The sequence below is a fragment of the Sporosarcina sp. Y352 genome (assembly GCF_056786535.1).
On sequence record NZ_JBXCJE010000015.1, the window covers coordinates 32,504 to 52,066 of the forward strand.

A 19,563-nucleotide genomic window follows, 5' to 3' on the forward strand; every position below is an offset into this window, starting at 1 on the left:
GAGGCAATTAATTTGTGAAGGTGTGTGATGATGATGGAACTCACTGAAATTACTAGTCCATCTTTTATAAAAAAACTCAACAAAGAACAGTTGACAGAATTAGCGGGAGAAATCCGGAAGTTTCTAATTGAAAAGCTATCTGTTACCGGTGGTCATATCGGTCCGAATCTTGGAGTTGTCGAACTAACGATTATGTTGCATCGGTTATTTGATAGTCCAAATGATAAAATAATTTGGGATGTCGGCCATCAGGCGTATGTTCATAAAATACTAACTGGACGCGCATGCGATTTCGACACACTTCGGCAATACAAAGGCCTATGCGGATTCCCTAAAATGATTGAGAGCGAGCATGATGTGTGGGAAACAGGTCACAGTTCTACTTCGCTTTCTGCGGCTATGGGAATGGCAGCAGCGAGGGACGTAAAAGGTGAATCGAATTATGTGATACCAGTCATCGGTGATGGTGCGCTGACAGGTGGAATGGCACTTGAAGCGCTAAATCATATTGGAGATTCAAAAACCAATATGATTGTTATTTTAAATGACAACGAAATGTCAATTGCGCCGAATGTCGGTGCACTTCATACGGTCCTTGGGAAATTGAGGACTGCTGGCAAATATAACTCAGCAAAAGATGAGTTGGAATATATACTGAAGAAAATTCCCGCTGTTGGTGGTAAACTTGCTGCAGCTGCGGAGCGAGTTAAAGATAGTCTGAAATACCTACTTGTCTCTGGAGTCTTTTTTGAAGAACTCGGTTTCACATATCTTGGTCCGATTGATGGACATGATTTTAATGACCTTGAACGCAATATTCAATATGCGAAGAAAATGGAAGGGCCAGTACTACTTCACGTTATTACGAAAAAAGGCAAGGGATATAGTCCAGCTGAAGATGATAAAATCGGTACATGGCATGGTACTGGTCCGTATAAAATTGAAACAGGTGATTTTGTAAAATCTGCCTCAAATGCACCTTCATGGAGCGGATTAGTAGCAGAAACAGTTCGGAACATTGCTCGTGAAGACAGACGTATCGTTACAATAACACCAGCGATGCCTGTTGGCTCGAAATTGGAATCGTTTGCTGCAGAATTTCCAGATCGATTCTTCGATGTCGGCATTGCTGAACAACATGCAACAACAATGGCGGCAGGTCTCGCTACACAAGGCATGAAGCCATTTCTAGCAATTTATTCGACATTCATGCAACGAGCTTATGACCAGGTACTTCATGATATTTCAAGGCAGAATCTGAACGTCTTTATCGGAATTGACCGTGCAGGTCTTGTTGGTGCGGATGGTGAAACGCATCAGGGTGTCTTCGATATTGCTTTCCTTAGACATATGCCAAACTTGGTTATTATGATGCCAAAAGATGAAAACGAAGGACAGCATATGGTAAAAACCGCTATTGATTATGACGAAGGCCCAATTGTAATGCGTTATCCAAGAGGAAATGGTCACGGCGTCTTAATGGATGAAACACTACGTCCAATCCCTATCGGTACGTGGGAAGTATTACGTGAAGGACATGATGCAGCTATATTGACATTCGGTACCTCAATTCCGATGGCGCTCGAAGCGGCCGAATTGTTATTCACCAAAGGAATCCATGTGAAAGTTATTAACGCGAGATTCATCAAACCGCTTGATAATGTAATGCTGGATGGTCTTTTTGCTACTGGTATACCAATTATGACAGTTGAAGAAGCTGTCCTTGCGGGCGGTTTCGGAAGTGCTGTTATTGAATATGCTCATGACACACAACAAACTGGCGTACCGATTCGACGGATGGGTATTCCAGACCAATTCATTGAACACGGTAACGTTGATGAATTGCTTGCTGAAATCGGTATGACAACTGATCATCTGGTTGATAATATGTTAAACTTCGTCAAAGAGTGTGGAGTGGAAAGGGAACAAGTATGACAAATCGTACAACAAAAGAGCGGGTTGACGTACTATTAGTTGAGCGTGGTCTCTTCGAAACAAGGGAACAGGCAAAGCGCTCGATTATGGCGGGCATCGTCTTTTCTGCTGAAACTAGATTAGATAAACCAGGTGAAAAAATTGCAATTGACGCCCCACTTGTGGTCAAAGGCTCGAAATTGAAATATGTGAGCCGAGGCGGATTAAAACTTGAAAAAGCACTTGAGCAGTTCGATGTCGATGTATTGGATAAAATTATACTTGACATCGGATCATCGACGGGTGGTTTTACAGATTGTGCACTTCAAAACGGTGCTGCACATTGCTACGCACTTGATGTTGGTTACAATCAACTTGCGTGGAAGATACGTCAAGACCCACGTGTAACGGTTATGGAGAGAACAAATTTCAGGCATGCAACGCCGGATCTGTTCACCCAAGGGATACCGCAATTTGCTACTATCGATGTTTCTTTTATATCATTAACACTTATCCTACCCGCTTTGAAACGAATCATTGCTGATGGCGGTGACGTTATGGTACTTGTGAAGCCACAATTTGAAGCAGGAAAAGGGAAAGTAGGAAAAAAAGGCGTTGTCAGAGAAAAGTCTGTTCATCAAGAAGTGTTGAAAAAAATTGCTGAAGCATCCATTAACGAAGGATTTAGTCTCCGTGGAATCTCATATTCGCCCGTTACTGGCGGCGAAGGGAATATTGAGTTCCTATTTCACTTAACTTCTGAGGAAAACCCAGTGACAAATTTTGACGCAGTTGACTTTGATAAACTTATTGAAGAGGCTTACAAAGAGCTACACTAGTGCGCATCTATTTGCGCACTTTTCCTATCTGAAGCGAAGAGACATTCCTCTATACTTGTTGCTTAAAAATTTCGGTGTTACAGTACAAATTAGAATATAATTAATGGGTATGGGAGTGATTGGCATGAATAAAGGGCATAGACAAATTCGCATTCGGGATATTATCTCGAACTTTGAAATAGAAACGCAAGACCAGCTTGTAGACAGCTTAAAAGCTGCTGGAGTGGCTGTGACACAAGCGACCGTTTCGCGTGATATAAAAGAAATGCATTTAATTAAAGTTCCTTTATCCGACGGTAGTTATAAATACAGCCTGCCAGCCGTACATAAGTACAACACGGAACAGAAACTTCACCGCATGTTAACAGATGCATTTGTTAGCATTGACAGTGCAGGACATTTTATCATTTTGAAAACATTACCTGGAAATGCCCAAGCTGTCGGGTCATTAATGGACCATCTTAGTTGGGATGAAATTCTGGGAACGATTTGTGGCGATGATACATGTTTAATAATTTGCCGGGATGAATCTCTGACAGAAAAAGTGAAGGAAAAACTACTGGCTATGCTTTGAAAGAGGTGATGGTAATTGTTAAGTGAAATCTCCATTAAAAACTTCGCAATCATAGAAAACCTAGAAGTTACTTTCAACGATGGTTTAACTGTATTGACTGGGGAAACAGGTGCAGGGAAATCAATTATTATCGATGCTGTGCAACTGCTGGCGGGTGGAAGAGGATCGCAGGAGTTTATCCGCCATGGTTCGACAAAAGCTGAGTTGGAAGGGCTTTTTACAATTGAAGATAATGATCATCCAATTATCGGTAAGTTAGCTGATTTCGGCATTGACGTCCAAGACGGCATTGTCATTTTGCGGCGTGACCTCAATTCGAACGGAAAAACAGTTTGCCGTGTCAATGGAAAACTCGTAACCATTGCTATTTTGAGAGAAATAGGTTCGCAATTGATTGACATTCATGGGCAACATGAAAATCAGGAATTGATGCATGAAAGAAGACATATTCATTTACTCGATCATTTTGCGGGAGAAGAATTCGAACTTGCTTATGTAAATTATTCTGAGATATTTGAAAGCTATCGAAAACTGAAACGGAAGCTTGAAAAGGCGGACGAAAATGAACAACAAGTTGCACAGCGTATTGATCTGTATTCATTTCAATTAAAAGAAATTGATGCAGCAACCCTCATAATTGGTGAAGAGGATAAACTTGAAGCCGAGAAACAAAAACTTCAAAATTATACTCGATTATATGAGCGACTGAATACAGCGTACGTTTCAATTAGCGGAGACACGCATGCACTAGATTGGGTTGGATCAGCTATGAGTGACATCGAAGATGCAGCTTCAGTAGATAAAACATTGAAACCCCATGCGGAAATAATCGCATCAAGTTTCTATTCACTGCAAGATACGTCACATGAATTAAAAAACATACTTGATGATATGGAATTTGATCCTGCAAGACTCGAAATAGTTGAAGAGCGTCTGGCCCTTCATACCTCACTTAAAAGAAAATATGGTAAGACAATTGAAGATATATTATTGTATCGCGATAAAATAGCTGATGATCTAGAAAGTTTAGTAAGCAGGGATGAACGACTTGCGGCAGAACAGGAAAAACTTGATCAACTATTGAAAGACCTGGAAGTTGAAGCGGAAGAACTATCAATTATTCGCCTAAATTATTCCCATCATTTAGAAGAAGCGATTATGGAACAGCTACAACAACTACATATGGGAAAAGCATCTTTCAAAGTGGATATAACAAGAAAATTGCCTGGTACTTTTGATTCAAACGGATATGACGATGTGGCATTTCTTATTTCGACGAATGTGGGTGAGCCACTGAAACCATTAGTTAAGGTTGCCTCTGGCGGTGAAATTTCACGTATCATGTTGGCTTTGAAAACGATTTTTTCAAAACATCAAGGAGTAACTTCACTTATTTTTGACGAAGTAGACACAGGTGTAAGTGGACGTGTTGCTCAAGCGATTGCGGAGAAAATTGCCATGATTGCTACTCATTCTCAAGTACTTTGTATTTCACATTTACCACAAGTTGCCGCTATGGCTGATTACCATTACCTTATTAAAAAAGATGTAAAAAGTGACAGAACTAGAACTGAAGTCCAAAATGTTATTGAATCGGATAGAACGGAAGAAATGTCCAGAATGTTATCTGGCGCAGAAATAACTACTTTAACATTGAGCCATGCAGAAGAGTTGTTAAAATTAGCTGTCGAACGTAAAAAGTCGTTTAGATAACCAAGAAACACGCATAATACATTATGCGTGTTTCTTGGTCATTTTTTTAAATTTCCCAGCACTACTTATTAGTAGGACCAAAAAGGAAGTTGATTTTCATTTTTGCTTGATTTACCCTTTCATAAGATTCCTCTGAACGACCATACCAACAGTATCTTATTTAGGGAGGTGAAATATGGGATGGAGTAGACAGTTCAAGTTAGCCGTTTCGTTGTCTGTGCTTTTTCTTTTCATGCCATTCACGACAGATGCGGCATTCGCAAAAGACGAATCGTTGATACCCATGGGGCAATCAATCGGTATTAAAATGGATTTGTCTGGAGTGTATATCACGAATGATGTCATGATTAGGAAGGATAATTGGTTGAAGGCAGGTGATCTAATCGGACAAATAGAAGGTGTAATAATTGGTTCCTTACGCGAATTCGAAAAATCCTCATCGTCATTGCGTAGTAAGAAGGAAGTCGTTTTACATGTCTCCCGAGGTGGTAATGAGCTCCAAATCCTAGCAGATGGCGAGGCGATAAAACGTCTCCTTCCATTCCTAAAAGATCGGACGGAAGGAACAGGAACCCTGACTTATGTCGACCAGAACAATGGAACATACGGCGCTCTAGGTCATCAGATTATTGATAGTGCCTTGAAAACACCGCCTTCTTTTAAATCAGGATCGATTTATCTTTCGGAAATCGATCAGATTAAAAAAAGTGTACCGGGTATTCCGGGCTATAAGATCTCGACGATTGTAGATGACAAAGATATGTTAGGCTCGATTCGAATAAATGGGATATACGGAATATTCGGATCGTGGAACAGCACATATAAGGAAGTGTTGGCCAAACCTCTACAGATTATGCATTCCAGTGAAGTGGAAGTAGGACCGGCTGAAATTTACACGACCATAAAAGGAACAGCAGTCGAGTCATTTTCCATTAGCATTACTGAAGTTGAACAAGATCAGTTCCATTTCATTTTAACAGATGAAAAATTACTAAAAGCTACTGGCGGAATCTTACAGGGAATGAGTGGAAGCCCTGTTATTCAGAATGGCCAATTTGCAGGTGCTGTAACGCATATGTTTGTCGACGACCCTAAAAAAGGAGCGGCTCTTTTTTTGGAAAAGATGAGAATTGGTGAAAAGTAAAAAAAGGTCAACCAGTTTCTGGTTGACCTTTTTTTAGCAGTCGGGTAAAATTTTTTGACAAAAATTCAGAAAACATAAAAACGCGTCGAAATATGGGGAAAGCATATGCCAGAAGGTTCATTTACACTGAAAAATAGAGGTTTGTTTCACTATTCGTCGAAAATTCCCTTGTGCAGTTAACATATAGTTGTTAATATTTAGGGAACGAAGCCGTCATAATAGTACAAGGGGGAAATGAGATGGATAAACTGAAAGTAGCGATTGCTGACGATAACAAGGAACTTGTGAAAACGATGGTGGCATATTTTGAAAGGCACCCCGAAATAGAAGTAATTTGGACGGCACATAACGGTAAAGTATGCTTAACAATGTTAGAAGAAAAAACGCCGGATGTCCTATTACTTGATATCATTATGCCACATCTTGATGGTATTGCAGTGCTTGAAACGTTAAGTGGCAATGCAAAAATTGCTGATTTGCATATTATCATGCTTACCGCATTTGGCCAGGAAGATGTAATGACACAAGCGGCAAGTCTTGGCGCTTCCTATTTTATGCTTAAACCATTTGAGTTTGATAGACTAGCTAACCAAATTTTCCAAGTAGCAGGAACGAGGAAACCCATTGCTCCACAAACTCAATCCGTTGGGGAAGTTACGTCTGGAGCTGTAAGTCAAAAAGTCTTGGATACAACAATTACAGCAATTATCAAAGAAATTGGTGTGCCTGCTCATATTAAAGGCTATGCATTTATTCGTGAGGCGATTCAAATGGTGTACACCGACGTGGATTTACTAGGGTCTGTAACAAAAGTGCTATATCCAGAGATTGCTAAAAAGTACAATACGACTGCTTCCCGGGTCGAACGGGCAATTCGTCACGCAATAGAAGTAGCTTGGAACCGCGGTAACTATGATGTAATATCCAAAATGTTTGGTTATACTGTGCACCACTTGAAAAGTAAACCCACTAATTCAGAGTTCATCGCAATGATTGCCGATAAGATTCGACTTGAACATATGGCGAGCTGATTGTTGGTATGAAAGCGTTTTATTGTGAGAGTTGCAGAACTATCACCGACAAACTATGGGTATGAAGCAATTAAGTTAAATAGGTAATGTGGATATAGAAACGCATTCTTTACGGAGATTCAATTCGTATGAGGAGGCGTTTTTTTTTGTCTGATTTTGATATTGAAATAGATAGATACATGCTGGATTGTGCTGCAAAGGGGTTATCTCCAAAAACAATGAAGTCATATGAACAGACGTTAAAACTATTTGCTAGGTATATGGATGACACTTTTAAAATTTTGTCACATAAGGAAGTGACTGCGGAACATTTGCGAGCATACATGAGAAGTTTAGCGGAACGAGGAAAGTATGAAGTCACTTCAGCATTAAAGCCAGTCAACTATCCTGAGCGTAGACAAGACTTTGGGAAACCAGTCACACAGACAACGATTGCGAACTACACACGGACCATAAAAGCCTTTTATGGTCATTTAGAAGCTGAGCGTATTATTCGTAAGAATCCAATGAAGACAGTTCAAAACGTGAAACCAGAGCGTAAAGCGAAAATCATGCTTGAAGATAACGAATTGTAACAGTTCTTCCGTGCATTCGATGTTTCCAAGTTTGATCAATATCGTGATTGGATTATTGCTAGGGTGATTTTTGACACTGGTTGCCGAATTTCTGAGCTACTTGCAATTGTTCCGTCAGATATTGATCTCCGAGCAAACGCCATTTTACTCAGAGAAACAAAAAATAACAAACAACGCTTTGTCTATTTTTCAGATAAAACTAGAAGACATCTTAAATCTTGGTTAGATTACAAGGATCGCTATTCTGATACCGATTTTGTATTCCCAACCCTTCATGGAAACAGGCGCAAAATAGAGGGAGTTGAGAGGTCATTCAGATTGAGGAGTAAAGATGTGGGTTTGCAGGTAACACCGCATTTACTAAGAAATAATTTCGCCAAGCGCTATCTAATGAATGGCGGAGATTTGGCAACTTTATCCAGTCTTTTGGGTCACGCCTGCTTGGAAATAACGTCACAAATTTACCTCGATTTTGCCGATAAGGAAATCATGCAGAAGTATAAGAAGCATTCTCCACTATCCAATTTGGATATTTAAACACAAAAAAGAGCCTATAGGTGTTAGCGCACCCTAAGCTCATGTAAAACCGTTTCAGTTCTCACAACTGAATGAAGCACTCAACTATAAGTAAAAAGAGCACTCATTTGTATTGCCTACTATCATATCAAAATAAATATGATTAGACAAGGCTTGTTTAACTACGCCAATAAACAAGTGGGTGCTCCTTTAATAAAAGGGAGCAATCTATATGACAATCTATCTATCAAACTATGCACGCTTTAAAGACAAGCATGAAATGGACAATGCGGCTAATCAACATATCACTTCCAACGTATCATTTAATAATAATGTCACTGAAAACCAAGGTTCTTGGTCGTTATCAGTAAAAACTTTTTGAAGTTCAACAGTTAGTTGCAATAACTCGGGTAGTTGCGAGGGAGGTAGATGCACCAATCCATCAAGGGAATAAATCAGAAAACGAACCGTTATCTTTTAAATCTTTAATAGCTAATGACAAAAACCCATCATTACATGATACGTATCGCCCAGAGCTGTCACAGACGCTTTACGAGCGCTTTAAGTCACTATTGAAATCAACGGTCGGGGAAGATACGAAGCTTGCAGGAAGGCTCTATGGAGTCTACAGGTCACAGTCAATTAGAATGATGAGATTCAGTATACATGAGGAAAAAGGTCCTTCTTCAACTCCCATGAAAATTAAACGCCAAACTTCGCAAAAATGGCAACACTAAAAGTAACGCAGTTCATTTTTTAAAAAAAATGCAGCGTCTAGTTATTGGTCCATATTTTTTGGATTAGGAGACTTCTGGTTCAGTGATTATAACGTTGTAACCTAAGTTTTCGAGCCTTCGAACAGAATACCGTACAATAGATTGTTGCTTTTGCTTGTCAAAATAATCTTCGCCTAAGTCTACATACATTTCTTTGCGTGTTATGAGATAATAGGCAATCCTCAAAATGGCATGGGCGACAGAAATACCTGCACGTTTTTTGCCTTTTCGTGCTGCTGTGCGCCTATACATTGCTCCAAGATAGGTCTTCGACCCTCTTATAGAGTGAGCGGCTTCTACTAAGGCTGACTTTAGATATTTGTTTCCTTTTTTCATATTCGTGGATTTCCTTTTGCCAGCACTTTCGTTATGGCCAGGAACTAATCCTGCCCAGGAACATAGATGGGAAGAGCTTGGAAATTGATTTCCAACATCGGTTCCGACTTCAGCTAGGATTTGTTCAGCCATACGAGTGGCAACGCCAGGAATAGAATCCAACCGTTCAAGATCTTCTTGGTGTGAGGAAAGTCTAGAAGCTATCTCTTGGTTTAGTAGCTCAACCTGATCACTTAGAAAGTCAATGTGAGTGAGAATGGTTTTTATCATGAGCCGTTGGTGTGAATTGATGTATCCACGAAGAGCGAGTTCAAGATCATCTTTTTTCTTTTTCATTGTACGTCGAGCGAAGCTCGCAAGTTTTATAGGATCATCCTCGCCATCTGCGATGGCATTAAGCATGTCACGAGCTGAAACACCCATAATATCGGAGACAACGGAGCCCAACTTGATATTCGCTCCTTCTAACACTTTTTGAATCCGATTATGTTGTCTTGCGCGCTCTTCAATGATGCTGCGACGATAGCGAACCAACTCCCGAAGTTCACGTTGATTTCGATCAGGAATAAAACTCGCTTTGAGTAGTCCATGACGAAGTAACTTGGCAATCCATTCGGCATCCTTCACGTCGGTTTTGCGACCCGGTACTGATTTCATATGTTGGGCATTCACTACTAAAAACTCAATATTCTCAGCTTCTAGTATGTTAACGATAGGCTTCCAAAAGACACCTGTACTTTCCATCGCTACGTGCGTACACTCATGCTCCTTAATCCAGTCGATTAACTGTAATAGAAATACAGTTTTAGTAGAAAACGTTCGAATCTCCTTTCCTTTTGGAGTCATAATACACGCAGTAATCGAATCTTTATGAATGTCCATACCGCATGCATGTTCAATGATTACTTCCATTGTAATCATCCTTTCTACGGCGAATAGTATTGGAGGCTGGTGCAACAACCAGAGTAGGATTAATCTCCCATGAGTGCTTCCCGTAAGGGAGCGACATTCTGTGATGCACCGTGGTCGTTGGAGTCAGACTAACGGATGGGCTCTATGGCACCATAGTTGATCGACCTTCCTCTCCCAGCCGTAGTATCCAATACCCGTTCTACAAACATTTTCATCCTCTGTGGTGTAGCGCTGATTTTGCGCTACATGAATGGCTAACGGGTAGCTTTAGTTAAACAAGACCGTCATTTCGATGGTCTATTTTTACGTCCAAAACATCAAGTAGATTTCGGCGATCCATTGTGAAATGTTACACTTAAACTAACGCAGCAGGTTACTTCAATACAGAAATGAGGATACGAACATGAATGAGATTTTTGCTAAAGCACTTTATGAATCTATAGTTAAAGAGAATCTTGAACTATACAAAAATTTGTATGAAACAACGAAGATTACTCCTAAAACAAATAGTTATTGGAAAAGCGCTATTAGTTTGTACGATCGTTTATCTGATGAAAACAAAGGCGTTTTAATGTCGATAATCAAACAAACCATGATTGATACTGTTTCACATACGCTCGGAATAATTGATGGGAGTTCAACCCTCAATGATTGTTCGTTCGAACCAAAATTATTGCTGGATTCTGTTGATACGGAGAGTGAAATGCAAGACTGGTTTTTAGGATTCATAGAAGAAAGAGATAGCAAAATCTTATTAACGAATACAGACGGGGGTTATTAATTTGGGGGATAATCACAGAGAAACCATAAAAGAAGTTTTAACAAAATTAGAGGTCAATCAATTTAATGATGTTTCGGGTAAGATAAGCGATAAAGATATTGACGATTTTGAGAATGAGTATGAACTATCATTCCCGGCGGCGTATAGGGAATTTTTATTGATTTGTAATGGGTTGTTTTTTGATAATATTCTAGATTTTAAACGAGTTGATAATTCGGCACTAACAATGAATGACGGTACGGCGTATTTTGATGGTTTTGATGGCTTTCTCGATTTGAATGGTGTGATTGAAGTAACCGAAGATTATGCGGGTCGAATACCGAATTCGTTAATCCCTATCGGTGACGGTCTAGGTGGAGATTTAATTTGCATAGGTGTGGGGGAAAACGTTTTTGGGAAAATCTATTTTTGGGACCACGAAAATGAGCTTGTGGCAAAATTGATGGTGGGTATAGATACACCCACAGAAGACATTGACTTGTATTGGGATAATATATCTCTTGTCTCTCACACCTTTATGGATTTTTTGAATGGTTTGGAAATCAGTCAAGATAAGGATGACGATACAAATGTCGATGCGATTATTGTGAATATGAAAGTAAGTGATAAATTTCTTACGAGACTAAAAAATAATAACTAACTCAATTGGCTTTTAGCATTCTTTTCAAAGTGAGGTGAGTAAATATGTATTCTAATAATATAATTGGAGCAAAAGACAGAACAAAGGTAAGGGTTTTAAGTCATCTTAGTGGATTTTTAGATGTTAAATCAAATAATGTTATTAAACCACACAAAACACGTTTCATTCTGCCATTGAATGAAACGTGTTATTTTTATTGCCTTTTTACGAAAGGAGGAAGTCGCAAAGTGGTTTTTCAAACTAAAAATTGCAGAAACGAGCTGCATATCTACCCGAAAGTCAATGTCAATGTAAAGTAGCTAAACGTTGTAAAAATTCGTGTTAAGATTTCGCGTTCTTAAATCGTTGAACAAAAGCTATTTTGAAAAGCGTAAAGAGGAAATTGAAAGAATTGATTGGGAGTCGTAGAATTGTATGTTTATAAGAATGACGATGCATTTAGTAAGACACAGACCATATTTGTTCACTTAGGTAGGCAATCTTTAATTTTCGCATCAAATAGGTATATAATTATGTTAAGTCAAAAAAAAGGTGGTGGAATTGTGAGTAATAGATTATTACCCATAAATATAACTGGCAGAGATGCTTTAAATAGTATTGGTGAAAATATTATTATTGCTGATATAGATTATAAAATTATCTGGTTAAATTCATATGCTAGAAAATCACTTAATTCAATAGCAACTTTGTATGGTTTATCCAATTCAGATGACTTAATTGGCTTGAGCATGGATTTCTTTCATAAAGAACCTACACACCAGCGTCAAGTGATGTCTGGATTAAAAAATGGTCATAGAGCTAGGATCAAAATTAAAAACAAATTTATTGCTGATATTGTAATAACACAAATAAAGAGCATACAGGACCAAAATCAGGAGATTGAGGGTTACATGGTAATGCTCATGGATGTTACTAGCCAAGCGGATGAATCAAGTAGAATGGAGGGAAAAGTCAGGGAATTATCTGCTCCAATACTGAAAGTTTGGGATAACACCATAGCTCTTACCCTTGTAGGGGAATTTGATGTGCTTCGGGGAGAAACAATAATACCAGTTGTATTAGAGGAATGTACCTCAAAAGGTATAGAATTTGTTATGATTAGTCTCAGTGGGATAAATAATTTTGATGATAGCGTGAGGCAAACGCTTCAAAAATTACACGATTGTATAAAATTAATAGGAGTACAATGCATTATAGTTGGTATTAAGCCTAACTTAGCAGTTAGAATTGGAGCGTTAAGTAATATCGCTACTTTTAGAGATGCCCATGATGGTTTAAAATATATTATTAAGCAACAAGAAAACTGCTCTTTTAATTAAAAAGCGTCAATCATAAATGCACTTTTTTTTTGTTAGAAATCTAATTAAATATAGTTGTTATAAACTACACAAAACACGATCCATTCAGTCATTGAATGGATCGTGTTATTTTTATTACCTTTTTACGAAAGGAGGAAGTCGCAAAGTGTTTTTAAAAACTAAAATTTGTGGAAATGAGCTACACATCTGCCCTGAAGTGGAGGTCCATGTGGCTAAACGCCTCAAGAATTAGTAGAGTTAAGATTTCTCGTTCTTGAAACTCCGAACAAAAGCTATTTTGAAAAACGGGAAAAGGAAAAGGAGAAGATACAGCGAGGTGACGTCAGAATGGTGTTAGATACGTCCACTGAAAATGATACAATAAAATTGTAACAACATCTTAAGGCAACTGGTAGGATTGTTGATGAGAAAATATGAAAAACACAGATAACTAAAAAAGTTAAATGGGTTAGGAGATTAAAATTGGACATAACAATTAGGCAGGAATTATCCGAGGATTATAAAATTACTGAAAAAGTTGTAAAAAGTGCATTTGCAAATATGGAGTTTAGTGATAAAAAAGAACATGCATTGGTGTCACGTATCAGAAAATCCGATGCATTTATTCCAAAGTTATCTTTAGTGGCAGTTAATAAAGAAATTGTTGGTCATATTCTCTTATCTAAAATAAAAATTATTAATGACAATCAATTTGAAGAATCACTTGCCCTTGCACCTGTTTCTGTCTTGCCAGGGTATCAAAATAAGGGGGTAGGGGGGCTTTTAATTACCGAAGCATTGAAAGAAGCGAAAGAGCTTGGGTACAAGTCAGTTGTTGTCTTGGGGCATCCCAAATATTATCCGAGGTTTGGCTTCAAAAAAGCATCCTTTTGGGGGATAAAAGCACCATTTGAAGTACCAGACGAAGCATTTATGGCAATAGATCTAAGTGAAAATGCACTCAATAATGTTTCAGGGGTTGTTGAATATCCAAGTGTGTTTTTTGAATAAGCGATTCAAATCTAAGTTTTTATCTAAGAGGTGCGTTTCTACAACAAGTAGAGGCGCATTTTTACTAACGGGCAGTTTAGTTGAATAAGAACATAGATATTGTAAATATTTGCACTTAATCTAACTGGCAGATTTGTTTAAGAAACAATAAGGTTGATACAAATATAACTACTAGGGTAATGGTACTTATCCCTACTTTTTTGATAAATGTAATAAAAAAGACCGACCCTATTTAGGATAAACATTAAACAAGGTCGGTTCAGGTCAATTATTTATTTTGGGTAATTCCATTTACAATTTGAGTAAGTGCCTCTTTGATTGGCGTAGCTGCACGACCAAGAACTTTTTCGAAATCATTACTCTCGAAATCTAATGAGCCTTCTCGAATGCTTCTTTGGATGTCAACCAGTATAGGAATAACGAAATCTTGTATGCCAGCAGCCTTCATAATATCGGCATATATGACATCATCAACTTGTTGAATAGGTACTTCTTTGCCCAGTACATTCCCAAGGACAGAAACAAATTCTTCCTGAGTCAAAGGCTTACCAGAAAGCTCATAAATGGTATTTTCATGTCCATTACCAGATAGTACCGCAGCCGCTGCTTCGGCAAAATCTTGTTGTAATGCCCATCCTACTTTTCCATTTCCTGCTGATGTCACCCAAGGAGCTCCAGCTAAGACACCTTGAATACTTGGCATCTCATTCTCGAAGTACCAATTGTTACGCAAAATGGAATAAGGAATGCCTGTTTTCTTAATCGCTTCTTCAGTTGGCTGATGTGTTGGTGCGAATAAGTTTGTACTTTCCTGTGCATTTGCTAAACTGGTATACGCAATAAACTTAACTCCAGCACGCTCTGCAGCAGCTACCGCATTGGCATGCCGACTGATTCTTGTTGCATTGTCTCCATCTGCAGAAATAATTAGTAAGCGATCAATTCCTGTAAAAGCAGAATCCAATGTATCTGGATTATCAAAATCTCCATGTCGCACTTCTACTCCACGAGTCTCCAATCCATTCGCCTTCTCTGGGTTACGAACACTGACAGCAAGTTGACTGGCTGGTACAGTCTTTAATAACGACTCTACAACTTTGGCACCTAATTTTCCTGTTGCTCCTGTTATTAATAATTTCATTATTCATCTCTCCAATCTCTTTGTTTGACTATTAAGCCTAATCTAATAATATAGTGTTAGACATTTATTTGTAAGTAGTTATGTTTTTATAACATAGTCACAAAAACAGTACCATTAAGAAGAGAGGTATTTATTATGGCACGAAGTCAGTTCGTCAGTGCACCGCTAGAGGAACAAATAGAGCTTTGTCCAGTTATACAAGCTCAAAACATAATTGCAGGAAAGTGGAAAATAGTTGTCCTATGGCATTTAAGCACACAGACAAGAAGATTTAATGAACTTCAAAGATTATTACCTAATATTTCAAAGGGAATACTGACGCGTCAGTTAAGAGAATTGGAAGATGATCAATTAGTTCACAGAGAAGTATATAAAGAAGTTCCTCCTAAAGTAGAATACTCGTTAACACCTTTGGGGCAGAGTTTTATTCCTATACTTGATAATATGGGAGAGTGGAGTAAAAAACATTTAAAGAGTAAATAAAAAGGTAATCCATCATCAACAAAAAATCGGGCGCTTTTCTTTAATAAGAAAGCGTCTTTTTACATGGACAACACATTTAAGGGATTAAGTTTATCGAGCTGTAAAAAGGATTGTGAAGTATCGTACTTAAACTAACGGGTGCATTAATTAAAGACCAAGGGTTGCTTAGGTAGCTCTTTTTTCTTCTTGAACTAACGAAGCAGGTTAGTTGAAGAAGGTGTAGTTAAGAAACAATCTAGAGCCTATTTGAATATAAAAACAGGCTCCATTGAATTTGGAATAGAGAAATACTAAGTATAAATTCAGTTGTTGAATTTATATTTGATGGGCATCTTCTTTATTCATAGTATCAATTAAGGGCATCAATTGTTGCAAATACTTTTCTGGTTCTGTTTGTTGATTTTGCATCCAATGCATTGCTGCACCGTAAAGCGCCCAGCTTAACGTCACCGAAAATACCTCAATATCCGAATTATTTTGGTTAGGCCATTGTTTATGTGCCCATTTTGAAAAGAAAACATGAAGCTCATTTTTAAAATGTGTTTCTATTTGTGGTTTAAATGCCTCATAACTGCGAGAACATTGGTTACTAATTGATGTTTGGAACCTTATAATTGATAAAAGTATTGATTTTATGCTATCTTCGTTAATTACCTCATGGGTACTTACCTCTTGAATAACCTCCCTCATGACACTTTCACTTAACACTTTTTCAAGCAAGTCGTACTTATCATAAAAATGATTATAGAAAGTCGCACGGTTAACCGTTGCAGAAGTTGTTATATCCTTAATGGTTATATCTTTAAAATCCTTTTGCATTGATAACACAATAAATGCTTCCATAATAAGATTCCTAGTGCGAAGAATCCGGGGATCTATTTGTCTTGCCATCAATTTCCCTCCTACTTAATAGACATTTTTCGCAATCTGTCGTTTAAGCGATAGATGCGTTAAATTGTCTATTGCAAACGATTTTTCATCTTGATATATTGATTATACAACAAGTGTTGTCTAAGCGAAAGGTGTTAAAGTAAGGCTATAGAACTTTAGAAAAATGAAACATAATAACAAATTGGAGGTAATTTAATTATGAAAATCGGTGTAAGTGGTGCAAGCGGGAAATTGGGTGGAGCGGTAGTTAAATATTTATTGGAAGGGTCGAATGAGCATAGTATTGTAGCCATTTCGCGTTCTCCAGAGAAAATAAAACTTGAAGGTGTAGAAGCTAGATTTGGGGATTATACTCAACCATCATCACTTTCAGAGGCATACAGTGGCTTGGACAGGTTGTTGTTGATACCCTCCATGGATGCCGGTCGTCGTGTGGAGCAGAATACTACAGCTATTGACGCTGCCGTAGCTGCTGGTGTGTCTCACATTGTCCTTATGTCGTCTGTTGGGGCGCGAAATGTCGAGAAAACGAACATGGCATCTGAACACTTTGCGGGTGAACAACATTTGATGAAGAAAGCCAACCAATGGAGTATACTACGCATGAGCTATTATGCAGAGGCTATTATAGACGAAGCAAAGATGTCCCTAGCATATGGTGTACTTACTGGTCTCACTGAAAACAAAGTAAGTTATGTTTCTCGTGACGATCTAGCTGCAGCTGCAGCTGGTCTACTTGTCGGTGAAGGGCATGATGGCGCAATTTATGCGGGAACTGGACCGGAAACCCTAACTGGTGCCGAAAGAGCAGAGGCAATCGCTAAAGCAAGTGGTAAACCATTGAATTTCGTAACAGTGCCTGTAGATACACTTCAAGAACAGCTTCAGCAGGCAGAACTTCCAGAAGAGGTCATCTTCGCCATTGTAGGTACCCAAAAGAACCTTTCAAATGGCGACTTCGATATCGTTACCGGAGATATTGAGAAATTGTCTGGTCGTCCAGCACAAAGCTTTGAATCCGTCCTGTCAACCACTAAATTCCAGTAATTTACTCTTGTTATATAAATGTATGGACAACTCAGGGAAGGTGTCACATAATCATTGTTGGCATGATATAACTTATTAGCCTATGACATTTTAATATACTTCACTCCCTTTTTTGAAGGAGTTGCTGTTTGTTAGGGTTAACGGGTCACACTTGTTGAAAGGAGAGCTACCATTTTGATGGTGGCCCTTTTTATGGTAGTGGTTGCTCGTAGTTTATATGGATAATATAAGATATATAGATACAAATATTATTATGAATAAATAATTAAATCATTTTCAACTCCCATGAAAATTAAACTCCAAACTTCGCAAAAATGGCAACACTAAAGAAGACGCAACTCATGTTTTTTTAAAAAAATGCAGCGCCTGGGTTTGGATCGAGTTATTTGTTGGATTAGGAGGCTTCTGGTTCAGTTATTGTAACGTTGTATCCTAAGTTTTCGAGCCTTCGAACAGAATACCGTACAATAGATTGTTGCTTTTGTTTGTCAAAATAATCTTCGCCTAAGTCTACATACATTTCTTTGCGTGTTAAGAGATAATAGGCAATCCTCAAAATGGCATGGGCGACAGAAATACCTGCACGTTTTTTGCCTTTTCGTGCTGCTGTGCGCCTATACATTGCTCCAAGATAGGTCTTCGACCCTCTTATAGAGTGAGCGGCTTCTACTAAGGCTGACTTTAGATATTTGTTCCCTTTTTTCATATTCGTGGATTTCCTTTTGCCAGCACTTTCGTTATGGCCAGGGACCAATCCTGCCCAGGAACATAGATGGGAAGAGCTTGGAAATTGATTCCCGACATCGGTTCCGACTTCAGCTAGGATTTGTTAGCCATACGAGTGGCAACGCCAGGAATAGAATCCAACCGTTCAAGATCTTCTTGGTGAGAGGATAGTCTAGAAGCTATCTCCTGGTTTAGTAGCTCAACTTGATCACTTAGAAAGTCAATATGAGTGAGAATGGTTTTTATCATGAGCCGTTGGTGTGAATTGATGTATCCACGAAGAGCGAGTTCAAGATCATCTTTTTTCTTTTTCATTGTACGTCGAGCGAAGCTCGCAAGTTTTACAGGATCATCCTCGCCATCTGCGATGGCATTAAGCATGTCACGAGCTGAAACACCCATAATATCGGAGACAACGGAGCCCAACTTGATATTCGCTCCTTCTAACACTTTTTGAATCCGATTATGTTGTCTCGCGCGCTCTTCAATAATGCTGCGACGATAGCGAACCAACTCCCGAAGTTCCCGTTGATTTCGATCAGGAATAAAACTCGCTTTGAGTAGTCCGTGACGAAGTAACTTGGCAATCCATTCGGCATCCTTCACGTCGGTTTTTCGACCCGGCACTGCTTTCATATGTTGGGCATTCACGACTAAAAACTCAATATTCTCAGCTTCTAGTATGTTAACAATAGGCTTCCAAAAGACACCTGTACTTTCCATTGCTACGTGCGTACACTCATGCTCCTTAATCCAGTCGATTAACTGTAATAGGAATACAGTCTTAGTAGAAAACGTTCGAATCTCCTTTCCTTTTGGAGTCATAATACACGCAGTAATCGAATCTTTATGAATGTCCATACCGCATGCATGCTCAATGATTACTTCCATTGTAATCATCCTTTCTACGGCGAATAGTATTGGAGGCTGGTGCAACAACCAGAGTAGGATTAATCTCCCATGAGTGCTTCCCGTAAGGGAGCGACATTCTGTGGTGCACCGTGGTCGTTGGAGTCAGACTAACGGATGGGCTCTATGGCACCATAGTTGATCGACCTTCCTCTCCCAGCCGTAGTATCCAATACCCGTTCTGTATACATTTTCATCCTCTGTGGTGTAGCGCTGATTTTGCGCTACATGTATGGCTAACGGGTGCTTTACTTCAAGAAGAGGTAAAGCCTTTTTTCTTATTAAACTAAAGTAGCAGGTTAACAC

Annotated in this window: 17 protein-coding genes and 2 pseudogenes; 15 read left to right on the forward strand and 4 right to left on the reverse strand. The window is 38.8% G+C overall.

Annotation, left to right across the window (positions count from 1 at the left end; translation table 11 throughout):
- Window positions 1-33: 33 nt before the first annotated feature.
- The 9 genes and pseudogenes from dxs (at window position 34) to AC1TO6_RS18455 (ending at window position 8,688) form a co-directional block, all read left to right on the forward strand.
- Window positions 34-1,935, forward strand: a complete 1,902-nt coding sequence (gene dxs, locus AC1TO6_RS18415; protein WP_482103123.1) for a 1-deoxy-D-xylulose-5-phosphate synthase — start codon at window positions 34-36, stop codon at window positions 1,933-1,935.
- Window positions 1,932-2,753, forward strand: a complete 822-nt coding sequence (locus AC1TO6_RS18420; RefSeq protein WP_482103085.1) for a TlyA family RNA methyltransferase — start codon at window positions 1,932-1,934, stop codon at window positions 2,751-2,753. Before dxs ends, AC1TO6_RS18420 begins: the two co-directional genes overlap by 4 nt.
- A 124-nt stretch (window positions 2,754-2,877) precedes the next feature.
- Window positions 2,878-3,327 (forward strand): transcriptional regulator AhrC/ArgR, encoded by a 450-nt coding sequence (ahrC, locus tag AC1TO6_RS18425; protein ID WP_482103086.1) that lies wholly within the window; start codon window positions 2,878-2,880, stop codon window positions 3,325-3,327.
- A 15-nt stretch (window positions 3,328-3,342) separates the two neighbouring features.
- Entirely contained in the window at window positions 3,343-5,040 is a 1,698-nt protein-coding gene (gene recN, locus AC1TO6_RS18430; RefSeq protein ID WP_482103087.1) for a DNA repair protein RecN, read from the forward strand.
- Between the two features lie 175 nt (window positions 5,041-5,215).
- Window positions 5,216-6,184, forward strand: a complete 969-nt coding sequence (locus AC1TO6_RS18435) for a SpoIVB peptidase S55 domain-containing protein (RefSeq protein WP_482103088.1) — start codon at window positions 5,216-5,218, stop codon at window positions 6,182-6,184.
- Window positions 6,185-6,423: 239 nt separating this feature from the next.
- Window positions 6,424-7,215 (forward strand): sporulation transcription factor Spo0A, encoded by a 792-nt coding sequence (gene spo0A, locus AC1TO6_RS18440; protein ID WP_482103089.1) that lies wholly within the window; start codon window positions 6,424-6,426, stop codon window positions 7,213-7,215.
- 146 nt (window positions 7,216-7,361) lie between these two features.
- On the forward strand, window positions 7,362-7,790 hold the full coding sequence (locus AC1TO6_RS18445) for a site-specific integrase (protein WP_482103090.1): 429 nt from the start codon (window positions 7,362-7,364) through the stop codon (window positions 7,788-7,790).
- Window positions 7,791-7,832: 42 nt separating this feature from the next.
- Window positions 7,833-8,327, forward strand: a pseudogene (locus AC1TO6_RS18450) (tyrosine-type recombinase/integrase); the annotation flags it as partial.
- 211 nt (window positions 8,328-8,538) lie between these two features.
- Window positions 8,539-8,688, forward strand: a complete 150-nt coding sequence (locus AC1TO6_RS18455; protein ID WP_482103091.1) for a hypothetical protein — start codon at window positions 8,539-8,541, stop codon at window positions 8,686-8,688.
- A gap of 418 nt (window positions 8,689-9,106) precedes the next feature.
- Here AC1TO6_RS18455 and AC1TO6_RS18460 read toward each other — a convergent pair whose 3' ends face one another.
- A complete protein-coding gene (locus AC1TO6_RS18460; protein WP_482103092.1) occupies window positions 9,107-10,330 on the reverse strand; it encodes an IS110 family RNA-guided transposase in 1,224 nt (407 codons plus the stop codon).
- Between the two features lie 403 nt (window positions 10,331-10,733).
- Between AC1TO6_RS18460 and AC1TO6_RS18465 the strand changes: the two genes are divergently transcribed.
- The 4 genes from AC1TO6_RS18465 (at window position 10,734) to AC1TO6_RS18480 (ending at window position 14,060) form a co-directional block, all read left to right on the forward strand.
- Window positions 10,734-11,111: a transposase gene (locus tag AC1TO6_RS18465; RefSeq protein WP_482103093.1), complete on the forward strand. Its 378-nt coding sequence runs from the start codon at window positions 10,734-10,736 to the stop codon at window positions 11,109-11,111.
- A gap of 1 nt (window position 11,112) precedes the next feature.
- On the forward strand, window positions 11,113-11,751 hold the full coding sequence (locus AC1TO6_RS18470) for an SMI1/KNR4 family protein (protein ID WP_482103094.1): 639 nt from the start codon (window positions 11,113-11,115) through the stop codon (window positions 11,749-11,751).
- A 512-nt stretch (window positions 11,752-12,263) separates the two neighbouring features.
- Window positions 12,264-13,070: an STAS domain-containing protein gene (locus AC1TO6_RS18475; RefSeq protein WP_482103095.1), complete on the forward strand. Its 807-nt coding sequence runs from the start codon at window positions 12,264-12,266 to the stop codon at window positions 13,068-13,070.
- A 462-nt stretch (window positions 13,071-13,532) separates the two neighbouring features.
- Window positions 13,533-14,060, forward strand: a complete 528-nt coding sequence (locus AC1TO6_RS18480; RefSeq protein WP_482103096.1) for a GNAT family N-acetyltransferase — start codon at window positions 13,533-13,535, stop codon at window positions 14,058-14,060.
- Between the two features lie 268 nt (window positions 14,061-14,328).
- On the opposite strand, the gene AC1TO6_RS18485 is transcribed toward AC1TO6_RS18480, so the two are convergent.
- On the reverse strand, window positions 14,329-15,201 hold the full coding sequence (locus AC1TO6_RS18485; protein WP_482103097.1) for an SDR family oxidoreductase: 873 nt from the start codon (window positions 15,199-15,201) through the stop codon (window positions 14,329-14,331).
- Window positions 15,202-15,336: 135 nt separating this feature from the next.
- Here AC1TO6_RS18485 and AC1TO6_RS18490 point away from each other — a divergent pair, with 135 nt between their 5' ends.
- Entirely contained in the window at window positions 15,337-15,684 is a 348-nt protein-coding gene (locus tag AC1TO6_RS18490) for a winged helix-turn-helix transcriptional regulator (protein WP_482103098.1), read from the forward strand.
- A gap of 315 nt (window positions 15,685-15,999) precedes the next feature.
- Here AC1TO6_RS18490 and AC1TO6_RS18495 read toward each other — a convergent pair whose 3' ends face one another.
- Complete coding sequence (locus AC1TO6_RS18495) at window positions 16,000-16,575, reverse strand: TetR/AcrR family transcriptional regulator (protein ID WP_482103099.1); 576 nt, start codon at window positions 16,573-16,575, stop codon at window positions 16,000-16,002.
- Window positions 16,576-16,773: 198 nt separating this feature from the next.
- Here AC1TO6_RS18495 and AC1TO6_RS18500 point away from each other — a divergent pair, with 198 nt between their 5' ends.
- Window positions 16,774-17,622, forward strand: a complete 849-nt coding sequence (locus AC1TO6_RS18500) for an SDR family oxidoreductase (protein ID WP_482103100.1) — start codon at window positions 16,774-16,776, stop codon at window positions 17,620-17,622.
- Window positions 17,623-18,016: 394 nt separating this feature from the next.
- Here AC1TO6_RS18500 and AC1TO6_RS18505 read toward each other — a convergent pair.
- Window positions 18,017-19,239, reverse strand: a pseudogene (locus AC1TO6_RS18505) (IS110 family RNA-guided transposase).
- Window positions 19,240-19,563: the final 324 nt, after the last annotated feature.

What these genes read in the sequence shown, in the direction of transcription:
- AC1TO6_RS18465 (WP_482103093.1), top strand. Translation starts at nt 10,734, where the DNA reads ATGAATGAGATTTTTGCTAAAGCACTTTATGAATCTATAGTTAAAGAG.
- AC1TO6_RS18485 (WP_482103097.1), bottom strand. Translation starts at nt 15,201, where the DNA reads ATGAAATTATTAATAACAGGAGCAACAGGAAAATTAGGTGCCAAAGTT.
- AC1TO6_RS18475 (WP_482103095.1), top strand. Translation starts at nt 12,264, where the DNA reads ATGTTAAGTCAAAAAAAAGGTGGTGGAATTGTGAGTAATAGATTATTA.
- spo0A (WP_482103089.1), top strand. Translation starts at nt 6,424, where the DNA reads ATGGATAAACTGAAAGTAGCGATTGCTGACGATAACAAGGAACTTGTG.
- AC1TO6_RS18490 (WP_482103098.1), top strand. Translation starts at nt 15,337, where the DNA reads ATGGCACGAAGTCAGTTCGTCAGTGCACCGCTAGAGGAACAAATAGAG.
- AC1TO6_RS18460 (WP_482103092.1), bottom strand. Translation starts at nt 10,330, where the DNA reads ATGGAAGTAATCATTGAACATGCATGCGGTATGGACATTCATAAAGAT.
- AC1TO6_RS18435 (WP_482103088.1), top strand. Translation starts at nt 5,216, where the DNA reads ATGGGATGGAGTAGACAGTTCAAGTTAGCCGTTTCGTTGTCTGTGCTT.
- AC1TO6_RS18500 (WP_482103100.1), top strand. Translation starts at nt 16,774, where the DNA reads ATGAAAATCGGTGTAAGTGGTGCAAGCGGGAAATTGGGTGGAGCGGTA.
- dxs (WP_482103123.1), top strand. Translation starts at nt 34, where the DNA reads ATGGAACTCACTGAAATTACTAGTCCATCTTTTATAAAAAAACTCAAC.
- AC1TO6_RS18495 (WP_482103099.1), bottom strand. Translation starts at nt 16,575, where the DNA reads ATGGCAAGACAAATAGATCCCCGGATTCTTCGCACTAGGAATCTTATT.
- ahrC (WP_482103086.1), top strand. Translation starts at nt 2,878, where the DNA reads ATGAATAAAGGGCATAGACAAATTCGCATTCGGGATATTATCTCGAAC.
- AC1TO6_RS18420 (WP_482103085.1), top strand. Translation starts at nt 1,932, where the DNA reads ATGACAAATCGTACAACAAAAGAGCGGGTTGACGTACTATTAGTTGAG.
- AC1TO6_RS18455 (WP_482103091.1), top strand. Translation starts at nt 8,539, where the DNA reads ATGACAATCTATCTATCAAACTATGCACGCTTTAAAGACAAGCATGAA.